The organism is Zoogloea sp. GDB6 (genome assembly GCF_056724105.1).
The window spans coordinates 2664573-2687592 of sequence record NZ_CM161497.1 but is presented as its reverse complement, the minus strand read 5'-3'; the positions used below and the strand labels follow the sequence as shown (position 1 = coordinate 2687592).

At 59.5% G+C, this 23020-nt stretch carries 29 protein-coding genes and 1 pseudogene; 17 read left to right on the top strand and 13 right to left on the bottom strand.

Going from position 1 to position 23020, the window contains the following annotated elements; genetic code table 11:
• From AC1PQG_RS12195 to AC1PQG_RS12185, 3 genes are read right to left on the bottom strand one after another with little or no spacing between them, the layout of a single operon-like run.
• Nucleotides 1-348 carry a hypothetical protein gene (locus AC1PQG_RS12195; protein ID WP_481122806.1) on the bottom strand — a complete coding sequence of 116 codons (348 nt, stop codon included), beginning with the start codon at nt 346-348 and terminating at the stop codon, nt 1-3.
• 20 nt (nt 349-368) lie between these two features.
• The gene (locus AC1PQG_RS12190; protein WP_481122805.1) at nt 369-572 is read right to left on the bottom strand and encodes a hypothetical protein; all 204 of its coding nucleotides are present in this window, start codon (nt 570-572) and stop codon (nt 369-371) included.
• 5 nt (nt 573-577) lie between these two features.
• Complete coding sequence (locus AC1PQG_RS12185) at nt 578-910, bottom strand: hypothetical protein (RefSeq protein WP_481122804.1); 333 nt, start codon at nt 908-910, stop codon at nt 578-580.
• A gap of 29 nt (nt 911-939) precedes the next feature.
• Here AC1PQG_RS12185 and AC1PQG_RS12180 point away from each other — a divergent pair, with 29 nt between their 5' ends.
• The 3 genes from AC1PQG_RS12180 to AC1PQG_RS12170 are packed head-to-tail and all read left to right on the top strand — an operon-like array spanning nt 940 to nt 1730.
• Nucleotides 940-1083, top strand: a complete 144-nt coding sequence (locus AC1PQG_RS12180; protein ID WP_481122803.1) for a hypothetical protein — start codon at nt 940-942, stop codon at nt 1081-1083.
• A gap of 9 nt (nt 1084-1092) precedes the next feature.
• Nucleotides 1093-1311 (top strand): hypothetical protein, encoded by a 219-nt coding sequence (locus AC1PQG_RS12175; RefSeq protein ID WP_481122802.1) that lies wholly within the window; start codon nt 1093-1095, stop codon nt 1309-1311.
• 53 nt (nt 1312-1364) lie between these two features.
• Nucleotides 1365-1730, top strand: coding sequence for a hypothetical protein (locus AC1PQG_RS12170; RefSeq protein WP_481122801.1), 366 nt, complete (start codon nt 1365-1367; stop codon nt 1728-1730).
• A gap of 24 nt (nt 1731-1754) precedes the next feature.
• On the opposite strand, the gene AC1PQG_RS12165 is transcribed toward AC1PQG_RS12170, so the two are convergent.
• On the bottom strand, nt 1755-1973 hold the full coding sequence (locus tag AC1PQG_RS12165) for a hypothetical protein (protein WP_481122800.1): 219 nt from the start codon (nt 1971-1973) through the stop codon (nt 1755-1757).
• A gap of 119 nt (nt 1974-2092) precedes the next feature.
• Here AC1PQG_RS12165 and AC1PQG_RS12160 point away from each other — a divergent pair, with 119 nt between their 5' ends.
• The gene (locus AC1PQG_RS12160) at nt 2093-2515 is read left to right on the top strand and encodes a helix-turn-helix domain-containing protein (protein WP_481122799.1); all 423 of its coding nucleotides are present in this window, start codon (nt 2093-2095) and stop codon (nt 2513-2515) included.
• A 272-nt stretch (nt 2516-2787) separates the two neighbouring features.
• Nucleotides 2788-3723 (top strand): RtcB family protein, encoded by a 936-nt coding sequence (locus AC1PQG_RS12155; RefSeq protein WP_481122798.1) that lies wholly within the window; start codon nt 2788-2790, stop codon nt 3721-3723.
• 221 nt (nt 3724-3944) lie between these two features.
• On the opposite strand, the gene AC1PQG_RS12150 is transcribed toward AC1PQG_RS12155, so the two are convergent.
• Nucleotides 3945-4178 carry a helix-turn-helix domain-containing protein gene (locus tag AC1PQG_RS12150; protein WP_079436153.1) on the bottom strand — a complete coding sequence of 78 codons (234 nt, stop codon included), beginning with the start codon at nt 4176-4178 and terminating at the stop codon, nt 3945-3947.
• Nucleotides 4179-4330: 152 nt separating this feature from the next.
• Between AC1PQG_RS12150 and AC1PQG_RS12145 the strand changes: the two genes are divergently transcribed.
• Nucleotides 4331-4780, top strand: coding sequence for a hypothetical protein (locus AC1PQG_RS12145; RefSeq protein ID WP_481122797.1), 450 nt, complete (start codon nt 4331-4333; stop codon nt 4778-4780).
• An 85-nt stretch (nt 4781-4865) separates the two neighbouring features.
• Here AC1PQG_RS12145 and AC1PQG_RS12140 read toward each other — a convergent pair whose 3' ends face one another.
• Nucleotides 4866-5924 carry a DNA-binding protein gene (locus AC1PQG_RS12140; RefSeq protein WP_481122796.1) on the bottom strand — a complete coding sequence of 353 codons (1059 nt, stop codon included), beginning with the start codon at nt 5922-5924 and terminating at the stop codon, nt 4866-4868.
• Between the two features lie 311 nt (nt 5925-6235).
• Between AC1PQG_RS12140 and AC1PQG_RS12135 the strand changes: the two genes are divergently transcribed.
• Together AC1PQG_RS12135 and AC1PQG_RS12130 are read left to right on the top strand one after the other, a co-directional pair.
• Nucleotides 6236-6823 carry an antitoxin Xre/MbcA/ParS toxin-binding domain-containing protein gene (locus AC1PQG_RS12135; RefSeq protein ID WP_481122795.1) on the top strand — a complete coding sequence of 196 codons (588 nt, stop codon included), beginning with the start codon at nt 6236-6238 and terminating at the stop codon, nt 6821-6823.
• Nucleotides 6823-7017, top strand: coding sequence for an RES family NAD+ phosphorylase (locus tag AC1PQG_RS12130; protein WP_481122794.1), 195 nt, complete (start codon nt 6823-6825; stop codon nt 7015-7017). Before AC1PQG_RS12135 ends, AC1PQG_RS12130 begins: the two co-directional genes overlap by 1 nt.
• Before the next feature lie 153 nt (nt 7018-7170).
• Here AC1PQG_RS12130 and AC1PQG_RS12125 read toward each other — a convergent pair whose 3' ends face one another.
• Both AC1PQG_RS12125 and AC1PQG_RS12120 read right to left on the bottom strand, forming a co-directional pair.
• Entirely contained in the window at nt 7171-8262 is a 1092-nt protein-coding gene (locus AC1PQG_RS12125) for an IS5 family transposase (protein WP_481122793.1), read from the bottom strand.
• A 399-nt stretch (nt 8263-8661) separates the two neighbouring features.
• Nucleotides 8662-9411 carry a hypothetical protein gene (locus AC1PQG_RS12120; RefSeq protein ID WP_481122792.1) on the bottom strand — a complete coding sequence of 250 codons (750 nt, stop codon included), beginning with the start codon at nt 9409-9411 and terminating at the stop codon, nt 8662-8664.
• Between the two features lie 117 nt (nt 9412-9528).
• Between AC1PQG_RS12120 and AC1PQG_RS12115 the strand changes: the two genes are divergently transcribed.
• The 3 genes from AC1PQG_RS12115 to AC1PQG_RS12105 all read left to right on the top strand — a co-directional run bounded on the left by AC1PQG_RS12115 (nt 9529) and on the right by AC1PQG_RS12105 (nt 11742).
• The gene (locus AC1PQG_RS12115) at nt 9529-10809 is read left to right on the top strand and encodes a site-specific integrase (protein ID WP_481122791.1); all 1281 of its coding nucleotides are present in this window, start codon (nt 9529-9531) and stop codon (nt 10807-10809) included.
• 433 nt (nt 10810-11242) lie between these two features.
• Nucleotides 11243-11479, top strand: a complete 237-nt coding sequence (locus tag AC1PQG_RS12110; protein ID WP_481122790.1) for a hypothetical protein — start codon at nt 11243-11245, stop codon at nt 11477-11479.
• Nucleotides 11476-11742, top strand: a complete 267-nt coding sequence (locus tag AC1PQG_RS12105) for a hypothetical protein (protein WP_481122789.1) — start codon at nt 11476-11478, stop codon at nt 11740-11742. Before AC1PQG_RS12110 ends, AC1PQG_RS12105 begins: the two co-directional genes overlap by 4 nt.
• 15 nt (nt 11743-11757) lie before the next feature.
• Here AC1PQG_RS12105 and AC1PQG_RS12100 read toward each other — a convergent pair.
• Nucleotides 11758-12915 (bottom strand): annotated as a pseudogene (locus AC1PQG_RS12100) (IS3 family transposase).
• 171 nt (nt 12916-13086) lie between these two features.
• Between AC1PQG_RS12100 and AC1PQG_RS12095 the strand changes: the two are divergent.
• The 6 genes from AC1PQG_RS12095 (at nt 13087) to AC1PQG_RS12070 (ending at nt 18870) form a co-directional block, all read left to right on the top strand.
• The gene (locus tag AC1PQG_RS12095; protein ID WP_481122788.1) at nt 13087-13296 is read left to right on the top strand and encodes a hypothetical protein; all 210 of its coding nucleotides are present in this window, start codon (nt 13087-13089) and stop codon (nt 13294-13296) included.
• Nucleotides 13297-13528: 232 nt separating this feature from the next.
• A complete protein-coding gene (locus AC1PQG_RS12090) occupies nt 13529-14920 on the top strand; it encodes an aromatic ring-hydroxylating dioxygenase subunit alpha (RefSeq protein WP_481122787.1) in 1392 nt (463 codons plus the stop codon).
• A gap of 41 nt (nt 14921-14961) precedes the next feature.
• On the top strand, nt 14962-15531 hold the full coding sequence (locus AC1PQG_RS12085; protein WP_481122786.1) for an aromatic-ring-hydroxylating dioxygenase subunit beta: 570 nt from the start codon (nt 14962-14964) through the stop codon (nt 15529-15531).
• A 72-nt stretch (nt 15532-15603) separates the two neighbouring features.
• Entirely contained in the window at nt 15604-16917 is a 1314-nt protein-coding gene (locus AC1PQG_RS12080; protein WP_481122785.1) for an amidohydrolase family protein, read from the top strand.
• A gap of 99 nt (nt 16918-17016) precedes the next feature.
• Nucleotides 17017-18600 carry a phytoene desaturase family protein gene (locus AC1PQG_RS12075; protein ID WP_481122784.1) on the top strand — a complete coding sequence of 528 codons (1584 nt, stop codon included), beginning with the start codon at nt 17017-17019 and terminating at the stop codon, nt 18598-18600.
• A gap of 21 nt (nt 18601-18621) precedes the next feature.
• Nucleotides 18622-18870, top strand: a complete 249-nt coding sequence (locus AC1PQG_RS12070; protein ID WP_481122783.1) for a hypothetical protein — start codon at nt 18622-18624, stop codon at nt 18868-18870.
• A 34-nt stretch (nt 18871-18904) separates the two neighbouring features.
• On the opposite strand, the gene AC1PQG_RS12065 is transcribed toward AC1PQG_RS12070, so the two are convergent.
• Genes AC1PQG_RS12065 through AC1PQG_RS12050 form a run of 4 tightly spaced genes read right to left on the bottom strand, consistent with a single transcriptional unit; the run spans nt 18905 to nt 22955 of the window.
• Nucleotides 18905-20116 (bottom strand): multidrug effflux MFS transporter, encoded by a 1212-nt coding sequence (locus AC1PQG_RS12065; protein WP_481122782.1) that lies wholly within the window; start codon nt 20114-20116, stop codon nt 18905-18907.
• Complete coding sequence (locus AC1PQG_RS12060; protein WP_481122781.1) at nt 20109-21155, bottom strand: oxygenase; 1047 nt, start codon at nt 21153-21155, stop codon at nt 20109-20111. The genes AC1PQG_RS12065 and AC1PQG_RS12060 overlap by 8 nt, the downstream gene beginning before the upstream one ends.
• Complete coding sequence (locus AC1PQG_RS12055) at nt 21148-22125, bottom strand: Rieske 2Fe-2S domain-containing protein (protein ID WP_481122780.1); 978 nt, start codon at nt 22123-22125, stop codon at nt 21148-21150. Before AC1PQG_RS12055 ends, AC1PQG_RS12060 begins: the two co-directional genes overlap by 8 nt.
• On the bottom strand, nt 22122-22955 hold the full coding sequence (locus AC1PQG_RS12050; RefSeq protein WP_481122779.1) for a zinc-binding dehydrogenase: 834 nt from the start codon (nt 22953-22955) through the stop codon (nt 22122-22124). The genes AC1PQG_RS12055 and AC1PQG_RS12050 overlap by 4 nt, the downstream gene beginning before the upstream one ends.
• Between the last annotated feature and the right edge of the window lie 65 nt (nt 22956-23020).

Here is a 23020-nt window from a genome sequence, read left to right as displayed (position 1 = left end):
TCAGACCCCCTCGGCCAGCTCGAAAGTGCCACCGATGGCACTAAGTCCGACCCCCTCTTGAACCGTCGAAAACTGGTCAAGAGTCCCACCCATGGGACTAAGTCCGGGTGTTACAACGGACCCGGACTTTTTTTCCGTGCCTTCGAAGACCGGCCGAGAGGACCGAACAACGGGCGGCAACGGATCGATACGCGCCTCCAGATCGCCGCGACCATTGACGATCATCTGCGCGAACTGAAAGCCGCTACGCACACGCGTAGCCGCTTCCGTCCGGGCGTCGATGAACGACGAGAACGACGCATCCGCGAATGCGCCGCTCTTGGTTAGGGTGTAGAGAGTGAAGGCCATTTTCGTCACAGAGACAGAAATCAGTCCTCGATACGGACACCGAAGTCACGAAGGACCATGGCTCTCACCAAGGACGACAGCCAGAACTCGAACTCTTCAACGGGTCGGCCAAGCGCAAGAAAATCGTCGTCGAGAATCTGCGAGAGGTTCGAGACAAATGCCGGGTGCTTATCCTCGGCCTTCGAAAAATTGCGAAGGTCTTCGACCACGCGAGCGGGTTGCATAGCCGTTACTCCTCGACGGCGAAGAGGCGGTTATCGGCGGTATGGACTTTGGTGATTTCGCCCGTGTCCTTGTCGCGGCTCTCGTAGCTGCGGCGGAAACCGGCGATGCGGACACGGACGCGGATGTCGTCTTCAACGGCGCCAAGACGGGACTTGGCAACCACCTCGACGGTGGACGGCGCGCTGTACTGGTCGGGAGCGGGAAGGATGATGAGGTGCGAGAAGCCGATGTTGCCGGCTTTGCGGACCAGCGAAAGACGGCCCTGCAGGACCGCTTCGCCGAGACCGAGGGGGCGACCTTTGGATTGCGTGCTATCGACGGGGGCTACGTTGGACATGGCGAGGGCTCCAGATCAATGAAAAGTAAATGACGTTTGGGATTGGTTCGGGGTGGCGCAATTCATTGCAGCCGAGACACATCAAGGACAAGTTCGAGAGCGACAAAGAAACCAGCCGCCCAACCCGCAAGGAAGAGGCACAGCTGAAACAAGAACTCCCCGAAATCCATTAAGGAGTAGAGATGGGAATGCCGATTTACGCGGATTACGCGTTCGATGCCCTCAAGGGTCCGGGTGTACTGCTGACCCTCGAAGTCGCGGTCACCATCGGATTGGCTAGGCTGGCAATCGTCGGTCTTAAAAAGCTGAACCTGAATGACGGCATATGGGGGACGGCCATCCGTGGTGTCGCCGTGATAGTCATCTTTGGGTTTCTGGCGCATGCGATGCATGAAAGATGACCAGATGCTCGGCGGATGGCCGCAGCGGAGATCTTCGGTGGGGAGGCTCACGGATGCACCCCCGAAGCGATCCATTCCTGAAGCTGCATGCCAAACAAAACGCCATAGAACAGGCCGACCAAGAGCAAACCAAATTCACTAAAGAACGACCGAAAAAAATCAAGGACTTCAAAAGATTTATGCCTATTGACTTTGAGAACTTCCTCAAACCCCTCCAGCACATCGCGTATCTCTTCGCGCTGGGCGTTCCGGTTCTGGGCGGCATTGCCTACATCAGATACCGGGGCTTCACTGAAGAAACAGACGTGGACAGCGGCAAACGGAGCGGGCTGAAAGCAACTTTCGTTAACCTGATCGCCGTTTGGTTTCTGATCTGCTTGGGGCTCGCGTACTTGGCGAGCCAGGGACGCGGGATCTGATCGGGATACGGGAGACGTCATCGCTTACCACTCCCCTGCCAGGCCGCCGAGCATGGACAGGTTGTGGCGCGCAGAATCCTGCAACGACCACTTCGCATTCCAGGCAAGCCGCCACTGCTGACCGAAATCAGCGTGCTTAACCATCAAACGACGGGATTCACGAATGTCGCCAAGCGCTTCAAGCAGCTCCTGGCGGTAAATGGACGATTTGGACGCGGGATCTGAGTGGGATACGGGGGACATGACGAGGGGCTCCGGAATACCTCGGAATCCGAGGCAGCCGAAACCTATCTCGGAATCCGAGGTATTGTCAATCTCGGAATCCGAACTACACTGAGCCCACTAGCACAAGGACCGCCGTCATGGATATGTCAAAAGTTATAGACGAAGCAAAGAAAGCGCTTGGCGTAGAAAGCGATTACGCGCTTGCAAAGAAATTAGATATACCCAATCCGCGTATCAGCGAATACCGAAACGGAAAGGCGCGGCCCGACGCCTACGCATGTGCGCGGCTGGCCGAAGTGCTGAAGATGGACCCGTTTGAACTGCTCGCCCAGGTCGAGGCGGCAACCGAGAAGAACGAAGGCCGGCGGGCCTACTGGAAGAAGGTGGCGGAGAGGATGGCCGGGGCGAGCTTGGCGGCTTTTTTCGTGCTCGTAGCACTACCCGAAACAAGTAAGGCGGAGCAAAATACCGTTAAATATCAGGAACTTACTGTTTTCAGAAGTATGAAGCATGCCCTAGTTCCGAAAGCGGCATCTGCGCCCATGTGCCGACCCTGTTGACATCCGCATAGTCTTTGCTGAGAATCTCTCTTCACTTTCCCTGCCACCCCTTTCAAAGGAGACATCAATGCCTGCTGCAGCCAACTTGAAGGAAACAACGCGCTGAGAGCGTAGGCATTGTGCTGCCCGGAACTCGCGCAAGGCGAATCCGGGCTGGGAAAAAGCAAAACCCCTGGCCGTTGCCGGGGGTTTTTGTTTTGGGCTTCCCTTTCCGTCCCGGATTCCATGAAGAGCGGCAAAGCAAAGCCGCTGTAAGAAATTCAGGAATCACCATGGGCATACAAATTGAGTTGAACAAAGGTCGCGTGCCGGTCAAGGTCTGGACGCGCGACATCGAGCCGGAAGCAATCCAGCAACTGCTGAACGTCGCATCATTGCCGATCGTGCATGGCCATGTTGCCGCCATGCCGGACGTACATGCAGGCATCGGCGCCACCGTCGGTAGCGTCATTCCCACGCTGCGCGCCATCATCCCTGCCGCAGTCGGTGTCGATATCGGCTGTGGCATGAACGCCGTGCGTACCTCACTGATCGCCAGTGAGCTTCCGGACAACCTGCGCAGTCTGCGGATGGGTATCGAAAGCGCGGTACCGGTTGGTTTCAACCAGCACGCAGCCAGCCGCATGCGAGGCAGCGCCCTGCAGCGCGTCGGGCGGGTGCTGAACGACCGGCTGGACGTGGTCGTCGGCAAGCATCCGGGACTGATGAAGATGCAGCGTCGCTTCAACGAGACCTGGCTCTGCCAGATCGGTACGCTGGGTGGCGGCAATCACTTCATCGAGTTGTGCCTCGACGAGGCGGACCGGGTGTGGATCATGCTGCACTCGGGCTCGCGCGGCATTGGCAATGTGCTGGGGCGCTATTTCATCGCCGCGGCACAGAAGGACATGCGGCGGAATCAGATTCACCTGCCCGACCAGGACCTCGCCTATTTTTCGGAAGGCTCGGACCTGTTCGACGACTACGTCGAGGCGGTTGAATGGGCTCAGGACTATGCGTTCCTGAACCGCAGCCGGATGATGGCGGCGGTCATCGAGGCCGTGAAGCCGCTTCTGCCACCTTTCAGGCTCGAAGACGAAGCGATCAACTGCCACCACAATTACGTGGCGCGGGAGGAGCACCTCGGGGAGCGCCTGTTCATGGGGTATGACCGGGATGAAGGGAAAATCTGTACACATCCCCTAGAAGTCAATGTTTTAAAAGGATAAAAAATCAGCCGTTTTATATTCCAAAGGCATAAATTAAAACATCCAGAGTCCCCCACCCACCTCACAAGCCTCGCTTTAGCGGCGGCGCGCACAAATCCTGCCACGGCAGAATCACCGATCTCAGTAAGCTGATGGTCCGTCGCAACGGGCTTTGCGATGCCCGCAATGCCTAGCAGTCGATGAATACGGGAACGAGGGAATGTGGTGCAGTGGCGGAAGGGTTACGCATCACTTGTTCGGCTCAAACTGACCGACAAGTCCACGCCCAGCACGACAGAAATCCGATGAAGAATCAGCAGAGAGGGATTGGCGACCCCGCGCTCCAGTTGCGAGACGTAGGTCCGATCCACCTCGGCCTGCAAGGCCAGCGCCTCTTGAGACAGCCCAAGCCGCTTGCGAGATTGCTTGATCTCGGCGGCAAGGTCGGCACGAAGTTCGTCGAAAGATTTGACCACCGACGAACGATGCCGGTGGCGGGATTATCAATCCACGGAATATAATCTACATTCCATTCGATGGTTCCCCCTCGTTTGCTCCAATCCCCTCGCCCAGCCATTCGAGCCGTATAACCGGTTCGAATGGCTCTTCGCTGCCATGAGAGAGTCTGATGTTTCTTACCGATAACGCCGCCCGTCATCCATTTGCCTCCCAGTTTTATGGTGATGGAATGAATGTCTGGAGAGCGGCCACTTTGGTTACGCTGGATGAATGGTTCTACTTGAATTGCTTGGTCAAATCTCCGGAAGGCGAATTCCCGGAGATCATCCTGATCTCCCATCCCTCGCACGATCTGCTGTCGTTTCTCGATCAACGAAAAGATGACGTCACCGTTATCGACGTCCAACTCGTCAGCCCGCCGCACTTGAATGGCACACGGCGTTGGAAAATGGAACCACTGGTTCGGATTTGGAGAGATCCGTCGAACTCCTGGTCTCACCGATACGATGTCGCAAATGGAAACCGGTACTACTCCATCCAAAATGATCGGGACAACACCGAATTCGAGCTTTGTCGGGAATTCACTTTAAGTGACGCGGCCGAGTCTGCGGCTGCATAGATGACCCGATCGACTCGGACTCTGGAAGACGGCCAGTGAAATCTTCCAGGCCGGGTCGCATCTGCACTGGTCCATTCACTTTGCGTCACGAGCCGTGCGCTTGTGGCCCTTGCATTTTCTTGCGCCGCTCGGTGACCAGCTCGGCAACATCTCCCTGAATGCGCACAATGATCGCCTCCTGAGCCGCTGCGGTAGCCTTGGAGGTCGCCAGATCCAGACTCATTTGCTGCAGACGCTCTTCCAGTGCAGTGCGACTGGCTTCGAGGCCCTGATTTCGTTCGACGAGCTCGCCGATGCGCGCTTCGCGCTCAAGAGCCTGCTGCTCGACCTCATGCAGGCGTTGCTGGGCAAAGATGAGTTCATCCCGCTCCTTCTTGAGCGACTGATTCTCTGCCTTTGCCTGACGCAAGCTGGTGCTGGATCCCGCCAATTCGTTCGCCAAGCGCGAGCATTCCTGGTGAGCGTGAATGAGCTCATGCTGCTTTTTGTTGCCGGCCTCCTGCTGGACACGAAGCTCTCCCTGCAGGTAGGCCACCTGCTGTTCATGTTGGCGTAACTCCTGATCCCGCTGCTCTTTCACTGACTGCCTGAAATGCGCCAGGGCTTCACGGGAATTCTGGTGCTTCTCCTCCAGCGATTGCCGATGCTCTTCCTCGGCCGCCAGACGCTCTTGAAAATCCGCCACCTGTTGAACGAGCTGCGTGCGGATTAAGGTCTCATCGCGCAGCACCTTTTGCGTGTCTTTGTGTGCCTCCCGCTCACGCACAAGCGCGAGCTGACACTCCTCCAGTTGCTGGCGAAAGGACTCCGCTTCATCAGAGGCGGCCTTTGATTGCGCTTGGGCGTCTTGAAGGCGTTTGCTGTACTGTGTCTCGGTCTCGGACACTCTGGCATTTGCCTCTCCATGGAGGCGTTCAGCCAGTCGTCCCACCAGATCCAGCAAGGATTCGCTGACGGCCACCTTGCTGCCCGTGACCGGACCTTCCTCCTCCTCGATCTCCTTCAGGTGGCGACTGATGGTGGTCCGTGACCCCGTATTTCCCAGCTCTACCCGAATGGCATCAATCGACGGGTGCTTACCGAGGGCGATCAGCTTGTCCCGTGCTCGCACCACCTCGGATTTGTAGATGCCTGCCCTGGCCATGGTCTGCCTCTAATTTCGTACTGTATTACGTATCATGATAGTACATACTAAAAGTGGCGCCTGAATTTTCACTTTTACGTTAAATATAATATTCAATAATAGGGTGTTATTCAATGTTGAATCCCTCAGTGAGGCAAACGGACTCGCCTCTGGCGTACAGAGGGCTCTGGCCCTATGGACGCAGAGCGTTCACGCAGCATCTTCGTCACTGACTCTTTGGCTTTTTCGGCTGCAGGCAAGCGCAGCCTGGACGGACCCGGAGCGTTGCCTCATCGGAGCTATACTAAAAGCTCAAATGAGCGGGTTTGATCATGGAATTCAGTGTGAAGACACCACATCCCAAGAGGGTTCAGACGGCTCAAGCCAAGGCGCGCGCGACCTCTGGCGTCAAGGTGATCAACCCCATGAAGAAATTCCAAGGTAGGGTGATCAAGAAGCTTGCAGGTATCACTGATGCTCGCACCGGCGTGCTCGCTTACGCTAAGAGTCTCTACCAAGCCTCCCCGGCCGAATTTGTCGGCGCGATTCGGGGACAGGTTCCGGCCACCCGCGTGGTCCTGATCGTTGAAGTGACGTCCGTTCCGAAGGAGCGTCTTGTTCGTATCCTTGACCTGCGGCGAGCCACCATTGCGCGAAAAATACGTGAAGGCGAGATGCTTTCGACTGATCAGTCGGAACGCGTGCTGGGACTGGAGCGCTTGATCGGTCAAGTCGCAATCATGGTAGGAGACTCAGGTGATTCGACAGGCTTCGATGCGGCTAGGTGGGTCGGTGATTGGCTTGAACAGCCCATTCCTGCACTGGGAGGGGCGAAGCCGGCGGACTACATGGGCACGACAGAAGGGCAAGAACTGGTCTCTCGTCTACTTGTGCAGACCCAGGCTGGGGTTTTTGCCTGATGCGCGCATGGCGGATTGCACGCGACACTCCGGACTATACGGCAGATGACCTGACGGGTGCCGGAGCGGAGATCGTAGGCGGCCGTTGGAATCGCAAAGGGTTGCCGATGCTCCATTGCGCATCGTCCGTGTTGCTTGCGTGCCTGGAAACGATGGTCCACTTAGGTGTAGGAGGCCTGCCCCTCAATCGTTAGCAGGCCGATGCAAAAAGCTCAGAACCCACGTCCAGCCTGACGCTCATCATTCGGTGTCTCATGACTTCATTCCCCGAAATGGATTTTCAATTCCGTTTTGATGCCCGCCGAGCGGGCCGAGGAATGAGTTTTCGCCCAACTCCGGGTTCCGCTTCATGCTGCGTTTCCCACGTCCTGCAATTTCGCAATCCGCAGCAGATTGTATGCCGCTGCCGACAAGTAAGCCGCGATCTGGGTTCGGGCTTCTCCGATGAAACGGGTCTTTCTCATTCCGCCCACCGTCTTCAGCCAGCCGAAGATCTCTTCCACACGCTTTCGTTTGCGCTGGCTGACCTTGTAGCCCTCGGTGCAGGTCGTCCGTCCATCGAGGCCCGGTGTCTTGCGCCCTTCAATGCGGGCGATATGCGGCTTGATCTTGTGCTCACGCAAATGCTGAACGAAGTCCTTCACGTGGTAGCCCTTGTCGGCCCCCAACGTCTTGGGATGAATCCGGCGACGCCGGGCACGGGTGAGCAGCTGGCGAGCCGCTTTGTGTTCGGCCATCGTCGCATCGGTGATGAGCAGATCGACGCACAGGCCGCTACGGTTCTCCATCAGCGCGTGGCCGCCGTAGCTGAGCTTGGCCGGCTGGCCATTGCCTTTCCTCATGAGCTTCGCGTCAGGATCGGTGGTGCTCTGGTGAGTGGCGTTGGAGCGTTTCTCGCCCTTGAAGTCCACCATGCCGGTGCCGTCGCCGGGCTTGGGCGGTTCGTTGTCGTCCTTGCGTTTGAAGCTCTTGAAGGACGCCCAGGCGTCGATCAAGGTGCCATCCACGGTGAAGTGATCGGACGACAGCAGCTTGTCCTTGCGGGCCAGGCGCACCACCTCATCAAAGAAACGACGGGCAATGTCTGTTTCCACCAATCGCTCGCGCAGGCGACTGAAATTGGACTGATCCAATCCGCCCGATTCCAGGTCCAGATCGAGAAACCAGCGAAAGAGCAGGTTGTAATCGAGTTGCTCGCAGAACTGCCGATCCGAGCGCACCGAGTAGAAAGCGATCAGCAATTGCGCCTTGAGCAGTCGCTCCGGTGGAATCGATGGTCGGCCGCCCTTGGCGTAGAGCCCATCGAGCTCCGCCGAAATGGCCGACAGCGCCGAATCGGCCAGTTTCTTCACCGGCCGCAGCGGATGATCGGCCGGAATCCGGGACTCGACCGAGAAATAGTGGAACATCGAGGACTGGGGATCGACTTCGCCGCGCATCGGTGCTGTGCCTGGGGTTTGAGGGATACGGCTAGGACAGATGGGTGGTCGGATCGTTCACTTGGTTCTGCATCACCCTGTTAGCTCGTTGAGATCGAGAGCCCGGACCAAGTCTGGGGCCGGCGAGAGGAGCAGCTCATACTCATGCGAAGCCATCTTTGGCATCGCCACCCGCTGCAATGGTGGCATGTATTGCGCCGACGGCGAGCCCGAAGTACACTACCGGTTAGGTCAAGAGCGCTGTCGATCACGGTGCGTTGGACGATTGTTCCACTTGGCTTACCAATTCTCAACGGGTCGCGACTGTGCGGCCCATTTTCTATTATGAGGCCGACAGTCCATCTCTTATACCTCGACGAGTCGGGTCACCCGCACGACTCCAGCACCTAGTTCTTCGTCTTAGCCGGGTTTGCCGTGTTCGAGCGATCGACACACTTCGAGACCAGCCTGTGGGCGGAAGAGATGGCCAAGAACCGAACCAAGAAGCGTGCTCGGCCCGCGACGATCAAGATGCACCGGGACGTCTTCAAGGGCCTCTGAGCCGAAGAACGGTGCCCCGATGTCCGGCTTGTGGACAATGACCGTCGGGTCATCAAGTGCATCCTGCTCCCAATCGGCCAAAAACAGGTGGGGCGCCACCGCATAGAGTTCGTGGGCCGACGTGCCGTCTCCGTGTTTGATGGTATTGACCAACAGGCGGAGTTCATCTAGGCCAGAACACTGGTCCGTGGTCAGGACCGGACCCGGTAGCGTCTTGTTCCACGCTTTGAGCACATCGGGCCCGAACTTGAGCGGCTTTTGACGTAGGACTCGAACGTGGAATGCCCGGACTTGCTGCTCAAATAGGTGATAGAGACTGACCACGAACATGTTCTGAAGCCCTTGGCGCAGATCGAGCACGATGTCGAAATGCGCTAACGACGCCTCGAAAGCAGCCTCATGGGCCATTTGCGGATCGAGCCAGTTACCATCGTTGGCACACTCACGGCTCGCTCGGTAGGCCTCCTGTTGAATCGACTCGACTTCCGCGTGCACGGAATCGAAGGTCGGCAGGAGGCGCACCGTCAAGGTCTCGACAAGCCGGTCGATCTGATTGCGGTACAGTTGTCGATAATGCTCCAGTTCCCAGTGGGTCAGCATCGCCGACATGTCCTTTCCATCATCAGGAAAAGGACATACTAGCGCTTTCGGCCGATCGCCGATCATCTCGGCTCCAGGGCCTGGAGCTGTTTGTTCCGCAGTGGATTTGTCATACCCTTTCCCTGGATGAACCGTCTCGACCAATACCTTGAGGCCGCCCAGCGGGAAAACACCCGTCTGAGCTACGAGTCAGCCTTGCGACACTTCGAGGTCGAATGGGGAGGTTTTTTGCCGACCACCACCGACTCGGTCGCCCGCTATCTGGCCGACTACGGAGGTAAGCTCGCGTCCAGCACGCTGCGCCAGCGTTTGGCGGCGCTGGCACGGTGGCATGCCGATCACGGTTTCGTTGATCCGACCAAAGCCCCCCTGATTCGCCAGGTTCTCAAGGGCATCCGTGCGCTCCATCCCAGCCAGGAGAAGCAGGCCAAAGCCCTCGAACTTGACCGTCTGCAGCATATTGTTGATTGGCTTGACCGAGGGATAACCCTTGCCCAAGAATCGGACGATCGAAGGGCGCTCCTGCGGTATACCCGTGATCGAGCGCTGGTCCTGATCGGCTTCTGGCGGGGCTTCAGAGCGGACGAACTCTCCAGTCTGCGCATTGAGTATATCGACGTGGTCCCTGGCGAAGGCCTGACCTGTTATCTCCCGCGGAGCAAAGGCGATCGGGAATTTGCAGGACGACACTTTCAATGTCCGGCCTTGTCGAGACTCTGTCCCGTGACCGCATACTCGACATGGATCGCAACCTCGGGACTCGTCGAAGGTGAGGTCTTTCGGAAGATTGGGCGATGGGGAAACCTCGCGCCGACGGGACTGCATCCGGGAAGCCTGATCCCGCTGCTGCGGGAGATCTTTGCTGCTGCTGGGATCGAAGAATCGGAAGACTACAGCAGTCACTCACTGCGCCGAGGCTTTGCAGGTTGGGCCCGGGCCAGCGGTTGGGACGTGAAGGACTTGATGGCCTATGTCGGCTGGAAGGACATCAAGTCCGCCATGCGTTACATCGATGCGGTGGATTCCGGGCTGCAGGCGCGCTTTGAGAAGGGGTTGATCTTGCGGGAGGCGCCTGCTGAAAATAAAGCCGCACCGGCGGAGTCACGCCTTGCGTCCGAGACTGCCACTGTCCGCGTAAAACTCACGCTGATCCGTCTGAGCGAGTCAGCGCGCGGCATGAGCCGCGCCTGCAAAGCCATTGAACAGCACTGCTTCGAACCCTTGAACATGCGCCGTCTCGACGCGGACGGCTCCGAGTACGAACTGGCGATTCCCCTTGTATCCAGAGAGGTACTCGATGAAACGATCTACGGGCTGATCGACGCGATGTACCAGATCGCGGATGACAATCACTGTGGACTCGAAACACGCTTCCACGAACCTGCGACCAACACCACCTGGGATTGATTCACATGGATAACGATTTGGGCTCCTTCCTCGTTTTTCGGGAACTGACGGTGCGCGGCCTCTCTCCCGCCCTTGAACGCTTGGGAGATGTGATCAAGGAGCACTTACCTGCACACTGGCTACGCGACAAGGCCAATGAGCAGGAAATACCCGCATGTTCGGCGATAGATCGCTGCTTGTTTTCGAGAGGGATGGTTCTGGAGGGTTACCCGCTTCCGGGGTAGCCATACTGACTGACGGCGAGAAAGCGGAGGTCGTCAATATCGTCCCGCTCGAAAAAAGTCAGTAGTCCGTCCAGGAGTACAACGCAGTCCTTGTTGAACTGACCACGAGCGCGATACAACCTGCTGCTGTGGCATTGGGCATCAAATGTGAGCTCACTTATGATCAGAAGCCTTTTACGGCATGGGTCAGCCCCGCGGCAGGGGACGCCTTGCGGCGCTTCAGCATTCTGGCCAACCATGGAACAGGCTCAGCCCACCCGCTGGACAGGGAGCGCTGGTTTGCTTTTCTTCTGCACTGCAATCAAGACCGATGCGAACTGGACACGGACATGCTGCAGCGATGGCTGATAGAGCAAGGAGGCTGGACCTTCGAGCGTGCAAGTGATCTGGCCATTGAATATGAGTTCGGACGAGGCCTGTTGAAATTTGCCGAGCAGAACGGATGAGCACCGACGATGAGGACGTTAGTCGGCCGTGGGTCTTCATTCTCGATACCTGTGTACTGTTGGACATTGTTCGAGCACCAGTCCGGCGCGAATTCTCCCGAGAGAGCGCACGAGCACTCGTCGATGTCTCCAGCTGGGTACGCGCTCAAGCTCAGAAATTCCGTATCGTCATCCCTTCGTTGGTTCGTGAAGAGTTCGAACTGAACCTTTCAAAGGTCCAGGATGACGCGGTTCAAGAGCTTTCCCGGATGCTGTCGAATTGAATTGCCCCGGGTTTCCTAGACGGTCCCGTTCCTCAAAAGATACCGCTGTTCAAACTCGACTGGCGAGAGCTGGTCGTTGTGACTGTGCCTGCGTTTCGGGTTGTAGAACAACTCGATGTAATCGAACACGTCAGCCCGCGCCTCTGCCCGGGTCAGGTAAATCCGGCGCTTGATCCGTTCGCGCTTGAGAAGTTGGAAGAAGCTCTCCACCACGGCGTTGTCGTGGCAGTTCCCACGCCGGCTCATGCTGGGCTTGAGTCGATAGGCCTTGAGGAAGTCCTGCCAATCGTGGCTGCTGAACTGGCTGCCCTGGTCGGAATGCACCAGCACCTCCTGCACGGGCTTTCGGCGCCAGACAGCCATCAGCAAGGCGCCGATGGCCAGATCACGGGTCATCCGCTCGCCCATCGACCAGCCGACGATCTGCCGTGAGAACAGATCCAGCACCACCGACAGATACAACCAACCCTCGTGGGTGCGAATGTAGGTGATGTCGGTCACCCAGACCGTGTTGGGCGCGGCCACGTCGAACGCCCGCTTCAGGTGGCGCCACCACGGCCGGCTTTCCACCGCGAAACCCGGGCCTGCGCGTATAACCCGTCTGGGACTTCCAACCGGCCTGGCGCATCAGTCGGGCAACCCGATGCTTGCCGCAGCGCTCGCCCAAGTCACGCAGGTCGTTGCAGACCTTGCGGTAGCCATAGACCCGTCCGCTCTCGAGCCAGGATTGATGTACGAGGGCGCTCACGCGTCGGTCGTCTTGGCTACGTCGTGAAAGGGGCTGGCGCCGCCATGCGTAGTAACCGCTGTGATGGACGGCCAGTACTGCGCACAGGCGTCGCACCGGGTGATGATCCTCATTGGCCTGAATGAACGCGTACTTCACCCGGACTGCCTGGCAAAGTACGCGGCGGCCTTTTTTAAGATATCTCGCTCCTCAGTCACCCGGCGCAGCTCCGCCTTCAGGCGCCGAATCTCCTCGCTCTGGCTGTCCTGTTGGGCGCGCTGCGCCGGCGGAACACCGTAGCGTTTGATCCAGGCGTACAGGCTGTGGCTGCTGACGCCCAGTCGGGCCGCCACTTCAGCGACCGGATGCCCCCGCTCCGTTACCTGACGGACCGCCTCGGTCTTGAACTCTTCAGTAAAGCGTTGCTGCGACTTCTTCGTTTCCATGAACACCTCCGAATTGCCTCAGTTGTGAGGCTACAGGGTGTCTAGGAAACCCGGGGCAATTCACTGTTCACGATCGAATACCACTGGCTGATGGGAAACGGCATGCTCCCGGAGGGGGTCCAGCCTGGTCAATACTATGTAGCAACCATCGAAGGTCGCCCGTCGATGCGGATGACCCTCGACATCAAGGTCTCAAACAGAAGCGACGAGCGGACCTTCAAACTCGGAAATATGAACATTGAGCCGAGTTATGTCGCTACGCTGATCCCCTGCCTGCAGGCCATCCCTCACATGCTCGTGACTGAGCCCGGCATCCTTCCCTCTTTTGGTCCCAGCCTGCACTGGATGCAGGATCTCCGCAACAGCGTCCATCAGCCCTGACTTTCCGCTACACGGCGGGCCCTGCCTGTTTTCAAGGTGGCTCGCCGTTACTCCTAGATGCCAGCAGAGGTTTGCTCATTTCTGCTCGTCTCATAGTCTCCGAACAACTTCAAGGCTCTTTGACTTAAGTCAAATCAACCCTGATTGAGGGAGGGGATACTCGCAATAAGTTAAACACTAATGCAAAAAGTGTTTACTTTAACAAGGCAGATTCCCAAAGGAGGACAAAGCAATGCAGAAAAACTCAGAGCGCACGCTGGCTGACGGAACCCGGATTTCCGACTTAATCAATCTGGAAACCCGGGAAGTCGCCATGCGGACCTTGTCGGACCCGGAGCTTTATGAACTGGAAATGGAGCGGATCTTCGCCAAGACCTGGGTCTTCCTCGGTCATGAAACCGAGATCCCCAAGTCTGGGGACTTTATGATCCGTGACCTCGGCTCGGACTCCGTACTGGTGGCCAGGGACAAGGACGGGGTACATGTATCCCTGAACGTCTGCCCGCACCGGGGCATGAAGATCTCGACCCTCGATTGCGGTAACACCCCGGCACATGTGTGCATCTACCATGGTTGGGCCTTCAAGCCGAACGGCGACTTCATCGGCGCCCCTGTCGAGAAGGAGTCCATGCACGGCAAACTGCTGAGCAAGGAGCAACTGGGTCTCAAGAAAGCCCGCGTGGCCATTTATGGTGGCCTCATCTTCGCCACCTGGAACATCGAAGGCCCGAGCTTCGAGGAGTTCCTTGGCGATGCCAAATGGTATTTCGACACACTCTGGTGTCGCACCGACAAAGGCATGGAAGTCCTTGGTCCTCCCCAGCGCTTCACAATTCGGGCCAACTGGAAGACCGCTTGCGAGCAGTCCGCCTCCGACGGCTTCCATGTTCTGACCCTGCACCGCTGGTTGTCCGAAGTTGGCCCCTACCGCAAGCCGGGCAGCGAAGGTGGTGGTGGCGATCTGACCCCGGAAATGTACGGATCCGAGGTCTACACGGCCCACGCCCACACCATGCGATGCATTGAGTTGGACAGGAAAATCCGCCGCCTTACTGGCAAGGACCCGTCCGAACTGTCGGTCAAGGAGAAGCTTGAAGCCCTCCCGCCGCCGGGCGTCACCCAGGAAATGATCCCGGAACTGCTCCGCAACCTGAGCGAAGACCAGTTGAAGATAATCACCTGGCGTCCGCCCCAGGTCGGCAACTTCTTTCCCAACGGGCTGTTCGAGTTCGTCTACATCCCGACGCCAGACGGTGTGGTCGGTGTAATGGCGCTGCATGCCTACGTACCCAAGGGGCCGGACAAGTTAGAGTTTGTAAATTGGATCCTCGCCGAGAAGGATACCCCGCCTCAACTTAAGGCAACCATGTTGCGTCTCGGCGTTCAGCTGCTGGGCACCTCCGGAATGGTCGAGCAGGACGACTCCGATACCTGGCCGCACCAGACCATTGCAGCGAAGGGCGCGATGAGCAAGCACATCACCCTCAAGTACCAGGCCATGTACGAAACCGGCAAGCCCGAAGGCTGGCCCGGCCCTGGCGACGTGGGCGATGGCTTCACCAAGGACGATACCCAGTGGCGCTGGTGGCAGTACTGGCACGAACTGATGACGGCCGAAAGCTGATCGACACGCCAATCCAACCTGACCACATTCGGGAGACATCCATGCTGCAGAACCTTCTTGAACCTACCCCGCTGCCCCCGTCCGTGCGCGCCAATCGCCTTGCCATCGGTAGCCCGGAGTACAACGAGATCCTCGACTTTCTCTATGACGAAGCCGAGATGCTTGACAACCTCCGCCTCGCTGAATGGGGCGAACTGCTAACCCAGGATCTGGAATACAACGCCCCGCTGCGTCACACCCGGTCAACCGCCCAGTTCGACCAGACCTACATTCGCACCGTTCAGCACCTCCATGAGAGCTACGGCTCGATGATGATGCGGGTCAAGCGCATCACCGACACCAAGAGCGCCTGGGGCGAAGACCCCCCATCCCGTGTCAAGCGCATGGTCAGCAATGTTCGCGTCTACAAGACCGACAAGGCCGACGAATTCAAGGTGGAAAGCTACCTGCTTGTCACCCGCAGCCGCTTCGACTTCGACTATTTCGACCTGATCCCCTGCGTGCGCTACGACATCCTGCGCCGGGTCGAGGGCAGCCTGAAGCTGGCCCGCCGGGAAATCCTGCTTGACCAGGTAGTCATTGGCACTCCCAATCTGGGCATCATTCTCTGATCGCTGGATCAACAAGAAAACTACATACGCCGTCCATCCCCTGCATTAGGGGCGACGGTCAGGAGACAAGATATGAAACTCGAAGACCTCATCCTCGTCAGTATTGACGATCACGCCATCGAACCCCCAAACGCCTTTGCCCGCCACATGCCGGCTAAGTTCAAGGGCCGGGAACCGCATATCGAAAGCCGCGGTGGCCGGGACGTCTGGGTGTTTGAAGGACGCGCCACTGGCTACATGGGTCTCAATTCGGTGGTCGGCAGGCCCAAGGAAGAGTACGGCATGGAGCCTCTGGGCTACGAGCACATGCGCCGCGGCACCTGGGACATCCAGGCCCGCGTGGACGACATGAACGCTAACGGCGTGCTCGGCTCCATCTGCTTCCCGACCTTCCCCGGCTTTGCTGGCCAGCGCTTCCAGACCCACCCGGACCGGGAAGTTGCCCTCGCCGCGATCCAGGCTTATAACGACTGGCATCTGCATGACTGGTGCAACGCGGCCCCCGGCCGCTTCATACCACTAGCGATCGTACCCTGGTGGGACCCGGTCGCCGCTGCTGCCGAAATCAACCGCATGGCCAAGCTCGGCGTGCACGCCATCACCTTCTCCGACAACCCTGCCCTGCACGGTTTTCCGTCCATCCACGACCTGTACTGGGATCCGATGTGGAAGGCATGCGCCGACAACAGTGTGGTGATCAACTGCCACATCGGCACAGGCGCCAAGGCCGACCACGCCTCTGATCTGTCGCCCATCGACGCCTGGATCACCTCGATGCCGATTTCCATCGCCAATTCGGCGGCCGACTGGATCTGGGCCCCCATGTGGAAGAAGTACCCGAACCTGAAGATGGCCCTGTCGGAGGGCGGAATCGGCTGGATCCCCTACTTGCTCGAGCGCGCCGACTTCACCCACCGCCATCACAAGGCCTGGACCAACGCTGACTTCGGCGGTCTAAAGCCTAGCGAGGTCTTCAAGAAACACATCATCACCTGCTTCATCGAAGACGACTTCGGCCTGCAGAACCTCAAGCACATCGGCGAGGACATGGTCGGCTGGGAATGCGACTATCCCCACTCGGACTGCACTTGGCCCAACTCCCCGGAAGTGGTGTGGGAGAGCTTCAAGCACCTGTCGGACGAGACCATCAACAAGGTCACTCACCTGAACGTGATGCGCGAATTCAACTACAACCCCTTCCAGTTGCTCGGCCGCGAAAACTGCACCGTCGGTGCTCTGCGCGCCCAGGCCCAGGCTAAGGGAGTGAACACAGCCCCTGCCCTCGGCATGGGCGGTGCCGCGCCGAAGCGTGAAACCGGCAAGCCGGTCACCTCGGGCGATATCAACGCCATGTTCAAGCAGGCCGACGCCGAAACGGCGCTCTAAGCCCCACCTCCGCAAGCCGCAGGCCCCTTCATGCCATCGGCGTCCAGCCGTGGCAGGGGCCGGCTTGCGCCAACGAATTGACTCGGGAGATTCCCCATCATGAGCGAAAAATTCGACATCGTCGTGGCCGGTGGCGGCCACAACGGGCTGGTGGCGGCCTGCTACCTGCAAAAGGCAGGCCTCAAGGTGTGCGTTGTAGAGAAGAACGACAAGGTCGGTGGCGGCGTGATGACCCGCGAACTGACCGTGCCGGGCTTCAAACACGACGTCTGCTCGGTGGCTCACACCCTGCTGCAGGCCAACCCGCTGCTGCGCAACGACGAACTGGAACTCAAATCGAAGTTCGGGCTGAAATACATCAACCCGGACAAGATGACCGCCATCTTTTACGACGACGGCACCACCCTCGAGTTCTATACTGACCTGGAACGTACCTGCCAGGCCATCGCCAAGTTCTCGGCCAAGGATGCCGAAGCCTATCGGCGCTTCAACCATCAGGTGTTCCAGAACCTCGACATGATGGTGATGGGCATGTTCCATTCGCCCCCCAGCGCCAGTACCCAGGCCGTGATGATGGAGCAGAGTGTCGTCGGCCAAGAGCTAATGCGCACCCAGGCCATGAGTGCATGGGACTTCATCTGCGAATGGTTCGAAAACGACAAGGTCAAGATCGCCCTCGCCCGCTACGCCTCTGAAGCCATGATGAACCCGTTCAACAACGGGACCGGCTTCGGGTTTTACATCATCCTGCCCTTCATGCACCGCTATGGCGTGGGCATTCCGGTCGGCGGCTCAGGCGCCTTCGCTGATGCCCTGCGTGCATGCTTCGAATCCCATGGCGGCGTGGTGCGTACGTCGGCCCCGGTGAAGCAGATGCGCATGGAAGGTGGCAAGGCCACCGGCGTGGTGCTGGAATCCGGCGAGGAGATCATTGCCAGTCGTGCGGTCATCTCGACGATGCACGTCAAGCAGGTCTTTCCCCATATGGTGCCCGGCGCTAGCCTGCCGGAGGGCTTCGAGCCACGTATCCGCGGTCTCAAGCACAACAGCTTCCAGCCCTTCAACCTCCACCTGGCGTTGCACGAGGCACCCCAGTACAAGGTTGGCCCGGCGGTAGATGACTTCTTCTGGGTCGAGCGTTCCCACTCCAATTGGGAAGACTTCGCCCGCGCCTTCTCCGACCTCGAGTACGGAATCCCCCGCCGCGACTTCATCGCCTACGTCATGCAGGACGTATACGACAAAACCCGTGCTCCGGACGGTAAGCGTGTGCTCAACATGTACGCCTTCGCCCCCTACAACGTCAAGGGTGGCCCGCAGAAGTGGGACGAGATCGGCAAGGAGGTTGCCCACGGCTTCCTCGATGACCTGCGCAAGCTCACCACCAATATGGACGACGACAACATCATCGGCTTCTCGTGGATGACTCCGTTGGACATCGAACGCCACAACAATGCCATGATTGGTGCCGACATCCTGCACTTCGGATCCTACAACTGGCAGATCGGCGGCAACCGCCCAGCCCCAGGCTACGGCCAGTACAAGTCGCCGGTGGATGGACTCTACATGGCCGGCGCCAGTACCCACCCCGGAGGAGGCGTCACCGCATCATCGGGCCGTAACGTGGCCCGAGTGCTGATGGAGGAGTTCAACATGGACTTCGACAAGCTGGTCGACGCCTAACCAGCAAGGAGCAGCCAGACCATGAAGATGTTCAGCAGGGAGGGGGTCGAGATGATGGAAGTCAAATCGATCCAGCGGGATGGCGACAATCTCGTCATGAAAGGCAAGGTCATGGGCTCGATGTCCACAGTGATCCTCATCAAGCCGGAGGACTGCTGGCAGGCCATCAAGCTGCTCAGCTGGCGAACGCTGCTACGCATGCCGCTGATTCTGTTCAAAGGCTATTGGCAGGCGAAAAGGTTAGCTGAGGGCAAGATTGCCAAGGCCTGATTCGATTCATCCAGCGCTGCTGGCGAAACGCCCCTCATCTGGAGAGTCGCGCTGCCAGCAGCACACCGAGCCCGGCACACAGGCATAAACCGGCGGCTCCAAGTGCGAGGTTCAGCAGTGAGCCCCACAACAAAGGCGCAAGCACGGCAGCGATGAGTGCATTGAAGGCCGTCTGTACGAATAACTGCACCGATGACGCCATGCCCCGACGCTCCGGCACGCAATCAAGCCCCCGTACGGTCAGCGTCGGGATGGCCAGTGACATGCCCAGATTGAATACGAAGATGTGGATCACGTACCAGGCGACACCGGCAGGGGCAAAGAGGCACACCACGATGTCGTAGCACATAGCGCACGCCATGATCAAAAAAGCGCACTTGAGAGTCGTGGGCAGCGACCACCGCTGGGCAACCCGTCCGGCCAGGGCCGAACCCAGCATCAGCCCCCCGGTAGCCGGGCCGAACAGCCACAGGAAGTCCGTCTCGCCGAGGCCCAGGTGCTGCATCAGGAACACCGGCGCCGACAGCACATACAAGAAAAAGCCACCGAACATGCACGCGTAGGCCAGTGCCCAGGTCATGAAAGACAGGCTACCGAAGACCCCCACGTAGCCCCGCGCCAGCGCAGAAGGATTGAAAGGCTGGCGTTTATTCGGTGGTAGCGTCTCGGGCAGCCGCACGGCCACTGCCATAAAGAGGCTGAGGGCCAGCAGGCACAAAAAAACAAACACCGAACGCCAGCCAAAGGCCGCCTGCAGCCAGCCCCCTACCAGCGGTGCGATCGCCGGCGCCAACCCGAACATCATCACCACATGCGACATCATGCGCTGGGCGCGCGGCCCCTCGTGCAGATCACGCACTACGGCACGGCCGATCACAATGCCGGCCCCCGCCGAGAAGCCCTGGAAGGCGCGCAACACCCACAACTGCTCGACACAGGTGGCCAGAGCGCAGCCGACGGAGGCCAGTGCATACACGGCGAGCCCCACCAGCACCACCCGGCGGCGCCCCAGCGAATCGGAAATCGATCCGTGCCACAGAGCCATGAAGGCGAAAGACGCAAAGTAGATCGACACCGTCTGCTGAAGGGCGGTCCGGTCGGTGCCCAGCACCACCGCCATCTCGCCAAAGGACGGCAGATAGGTATTGATCGAGAACGGTCCGACCATGGCCAACCCGGCCAGAATCACCGTGGTACCGAGATAGCCCGCCCGGGAAGGATGCCGCGGCGACAGAAGCTCAGCCATTCATGCCGAGCACAACAGAAATATCGGCACTCGGGTTGGCGTCGGCCGCGTAGCTGAAATCCCCCTGACGCTGCCGTTCGGCAAGGCGCCTCATCAGTAGCCGATAGCGGTTACCGGGGGCATCGAAGCGGGAGCTCAAGTCCCGCCGCCCGTCGGCGTCGAAGTAGCGCTCGTTCTGCGGGCGCAGCACGGCGTTATCCTGAGGCTGGATCACGTAGGAAATACGCGGCATCAGCCAACGGAACGGGGCTGGTGCGGCTACCGTATAGTTGGTCTGGTCCACCCGCGAACGGTGACGCCCGACCGGCACGAAGGGCTGCACGTTAGGAATTGCGTAACCAGAACTGAAGCTGGGATAGGAGATGGCCAGATTATTGCGCAAATGCACGTGCAGTACCGCCCGCAGGTCCTGGTACTTGGCGCGCACCCCACCGATCCAGCGCATCACCGGCGCCACCGACTTGCGGGTGACGATACGGGTACGGGTAACTGTCTCCGAGGTCGATTGCACCTCGACGATGTCCGACTCGCAGCGTCCGTCACCGATGGCGTTGGCGTGCAGGAAGTCCGCATGGGTCAGGTCGATCAGGTTTTCCACCGACAGCGGCGAGGCCGCATCGAAGCGCACTGTGCGCTGGGTGTAACGGGGAATCTTGCTCCCATCAACCGGCAGGAAGGGGATGCAGGGATTCAGCGCCAGGTCGGCGTTGTCCGAGTTGCCATACCAAGCCCACACGTAGCCGTAACGCTCGGTGACCGGATAGTGGCCGGTGCCGCCGGTAAAAGCGGTGGCCGAACGGCGTAACGGTTCAAGCTGGTCCGGGCGAAACTCGGCGGCACGGAGCCGGCCCCTGTCCCGCCACAGGTAATAGGGCTGGGCATGGACGATGCGACGCACAGCCTGAGTGCCGATATCGGCGCTGAAGGCCACTGGAAACCAGGTGTCGCGCAGGTCGAAATGGATTGGTACCCAGTCGGCTTGGCGCGAGTTTTCGCTACCGTCGGCGGCACCCACTTCGGCAATCGCAATGTCACTCATTGTGCTCTCCTCTGCATTCTGCTCCCTGCCGCATTCGACTTGTGGCCAGTTCAAGGGACGGGGCAACCCGCAGGGCAGCTATCGACTTGCCCTTTACCTCCGGCAAGACTTCAAATGGCGCCCGTCCGGCAGTTCTCCGAAGCCGCCAAGCAAAGGGCGCGCCGGGGGCATGATGAGCGTGCCGGAAGCCTCGCCAGTTGAGGCTGGTGGTTCCACGCCGGTTGGCCGTCGAAGCAATAAATATCGTAACCAGGGGCACCTCGGCAGCCGTCAGTAGCTCGACGAAAATCGCGCCACCGGCCAACGGCACCCGGGTCCGCAGCACCAGCGGATGATCCCGCACAAACGCCGGGCCGATACCCTTACCTTTCCACACGCCGCCGCGATCGAGGACTAGATGCTCGCCCTCTCGCCGGGGGTCGCCGAGGAAGAAGTCGGTGATTGTCACGCCAGGAAACGCCAACAGGCACTCCGGGCCGTCGAGCATGGTTTCCAGATAGGTGCCGTGGACTATGTTGACCACCGCAGAACCGCTGTACTCGCGGCCAATCGGCCGGTAGGCCGCGCTCGGCAGCACACCAGTGGGTGCGCCGCTCCCACGCCAGACGTGGATGAAGCCGTCGGCCTCGGCCACCAGAAAAGCCCTGGCCGCATGGCGGCTCGGCACACGCTCGTCCGCATGGAGGTTCGGGATCTCCCTGCATACCCCGCTGGCACCGTCGAAGGTCCACCCGTGATACGGACACTGCAGCCCGCCCGGCGTGAGTACGCCGGGCGACAACGGCACTCGCCGATGAGGGCAGCGATCCTCCAGCGCAAAAGCCCTGCCGGCTGCGTTGCGGAACAGCACCAGCTCCTCTCCTTCGCACACCACCGAGAGGGGCTTGTTATTGCCCACTGCTTCTGTAAGTGAGACCGCCCACCACTGACCATCACCCATCTCCCTGCGCCCTGGGATTGTGTTGATCAACCGTGGATGCGGGCCGTGATCTTGGCGTGCGGACCATCTACCTGAGCGGCCCAGGCATCAGCGGCCTGGTCGAGGCTATAATCCACGTAGTCGACGACGATGTTCTCTTCAAGGGCAATGCGCAGCAGACGCTCCCAAATTGCACGGCGATCGGCCGGTGGACGTTGGCCGGTACCCACGCAAGACAGCGTTCGGAACAACAAATCGGCGATATCGAGATTCACCTGTCGGCCCGCGCCTGTCCCAATAGTCAGAATGCGTGCTCCCCAGCGGGTGGCCTTGAGAGCGTTCAGCATGGGCTGGCCACACACCAGATCGAGCACCACGTCGAAGCCATCACCGGAGGCAGCCTTGAGGGCCGCCACGTCGTTGCCACCACCAAGCTGAACCGTCGCATCGGCGATGCCGCGTTCGGCCAGTCGGGCCAGCGCCGCGCCGTTGCGGGCCGCAGCCACTACCCGGCCGGCGCCCAGGTGGCGAGCCAGTTGCAGGGCGATTTGACCGAGGGTGCCGGTGGCCCCGAGGATCAATACACTCTCGCCTGGCTTCATGTTGGCCTGTTCCAGCGGAACCAGCGCGCCGGTGGCAGCGATGCCCATCGAAATTGCTGTCCGGTCGTCCACGTCGTTGGGTACATCCCATACCTCGTCGGCCGGGACCAGCGTTTGCTCGGCCCAGGCTCCGTAGGGCAGCACCGAGCGTTCGCCGAAGTACACCCGACGTCCGTCCGGCGCCCGGCCGACACCTTCACCACGAATCACGCAGGGGTATTCCACTCCCAAGCGATAGGCTCCGAGCACGTCCCAGCCGCCCAGACCAGCGGTGTCCACGTCTATCAGAATGCACCCCTCACGAGCCGAGGGGGCCGGAAAATCGCGGATGACCGGGGCCGCAC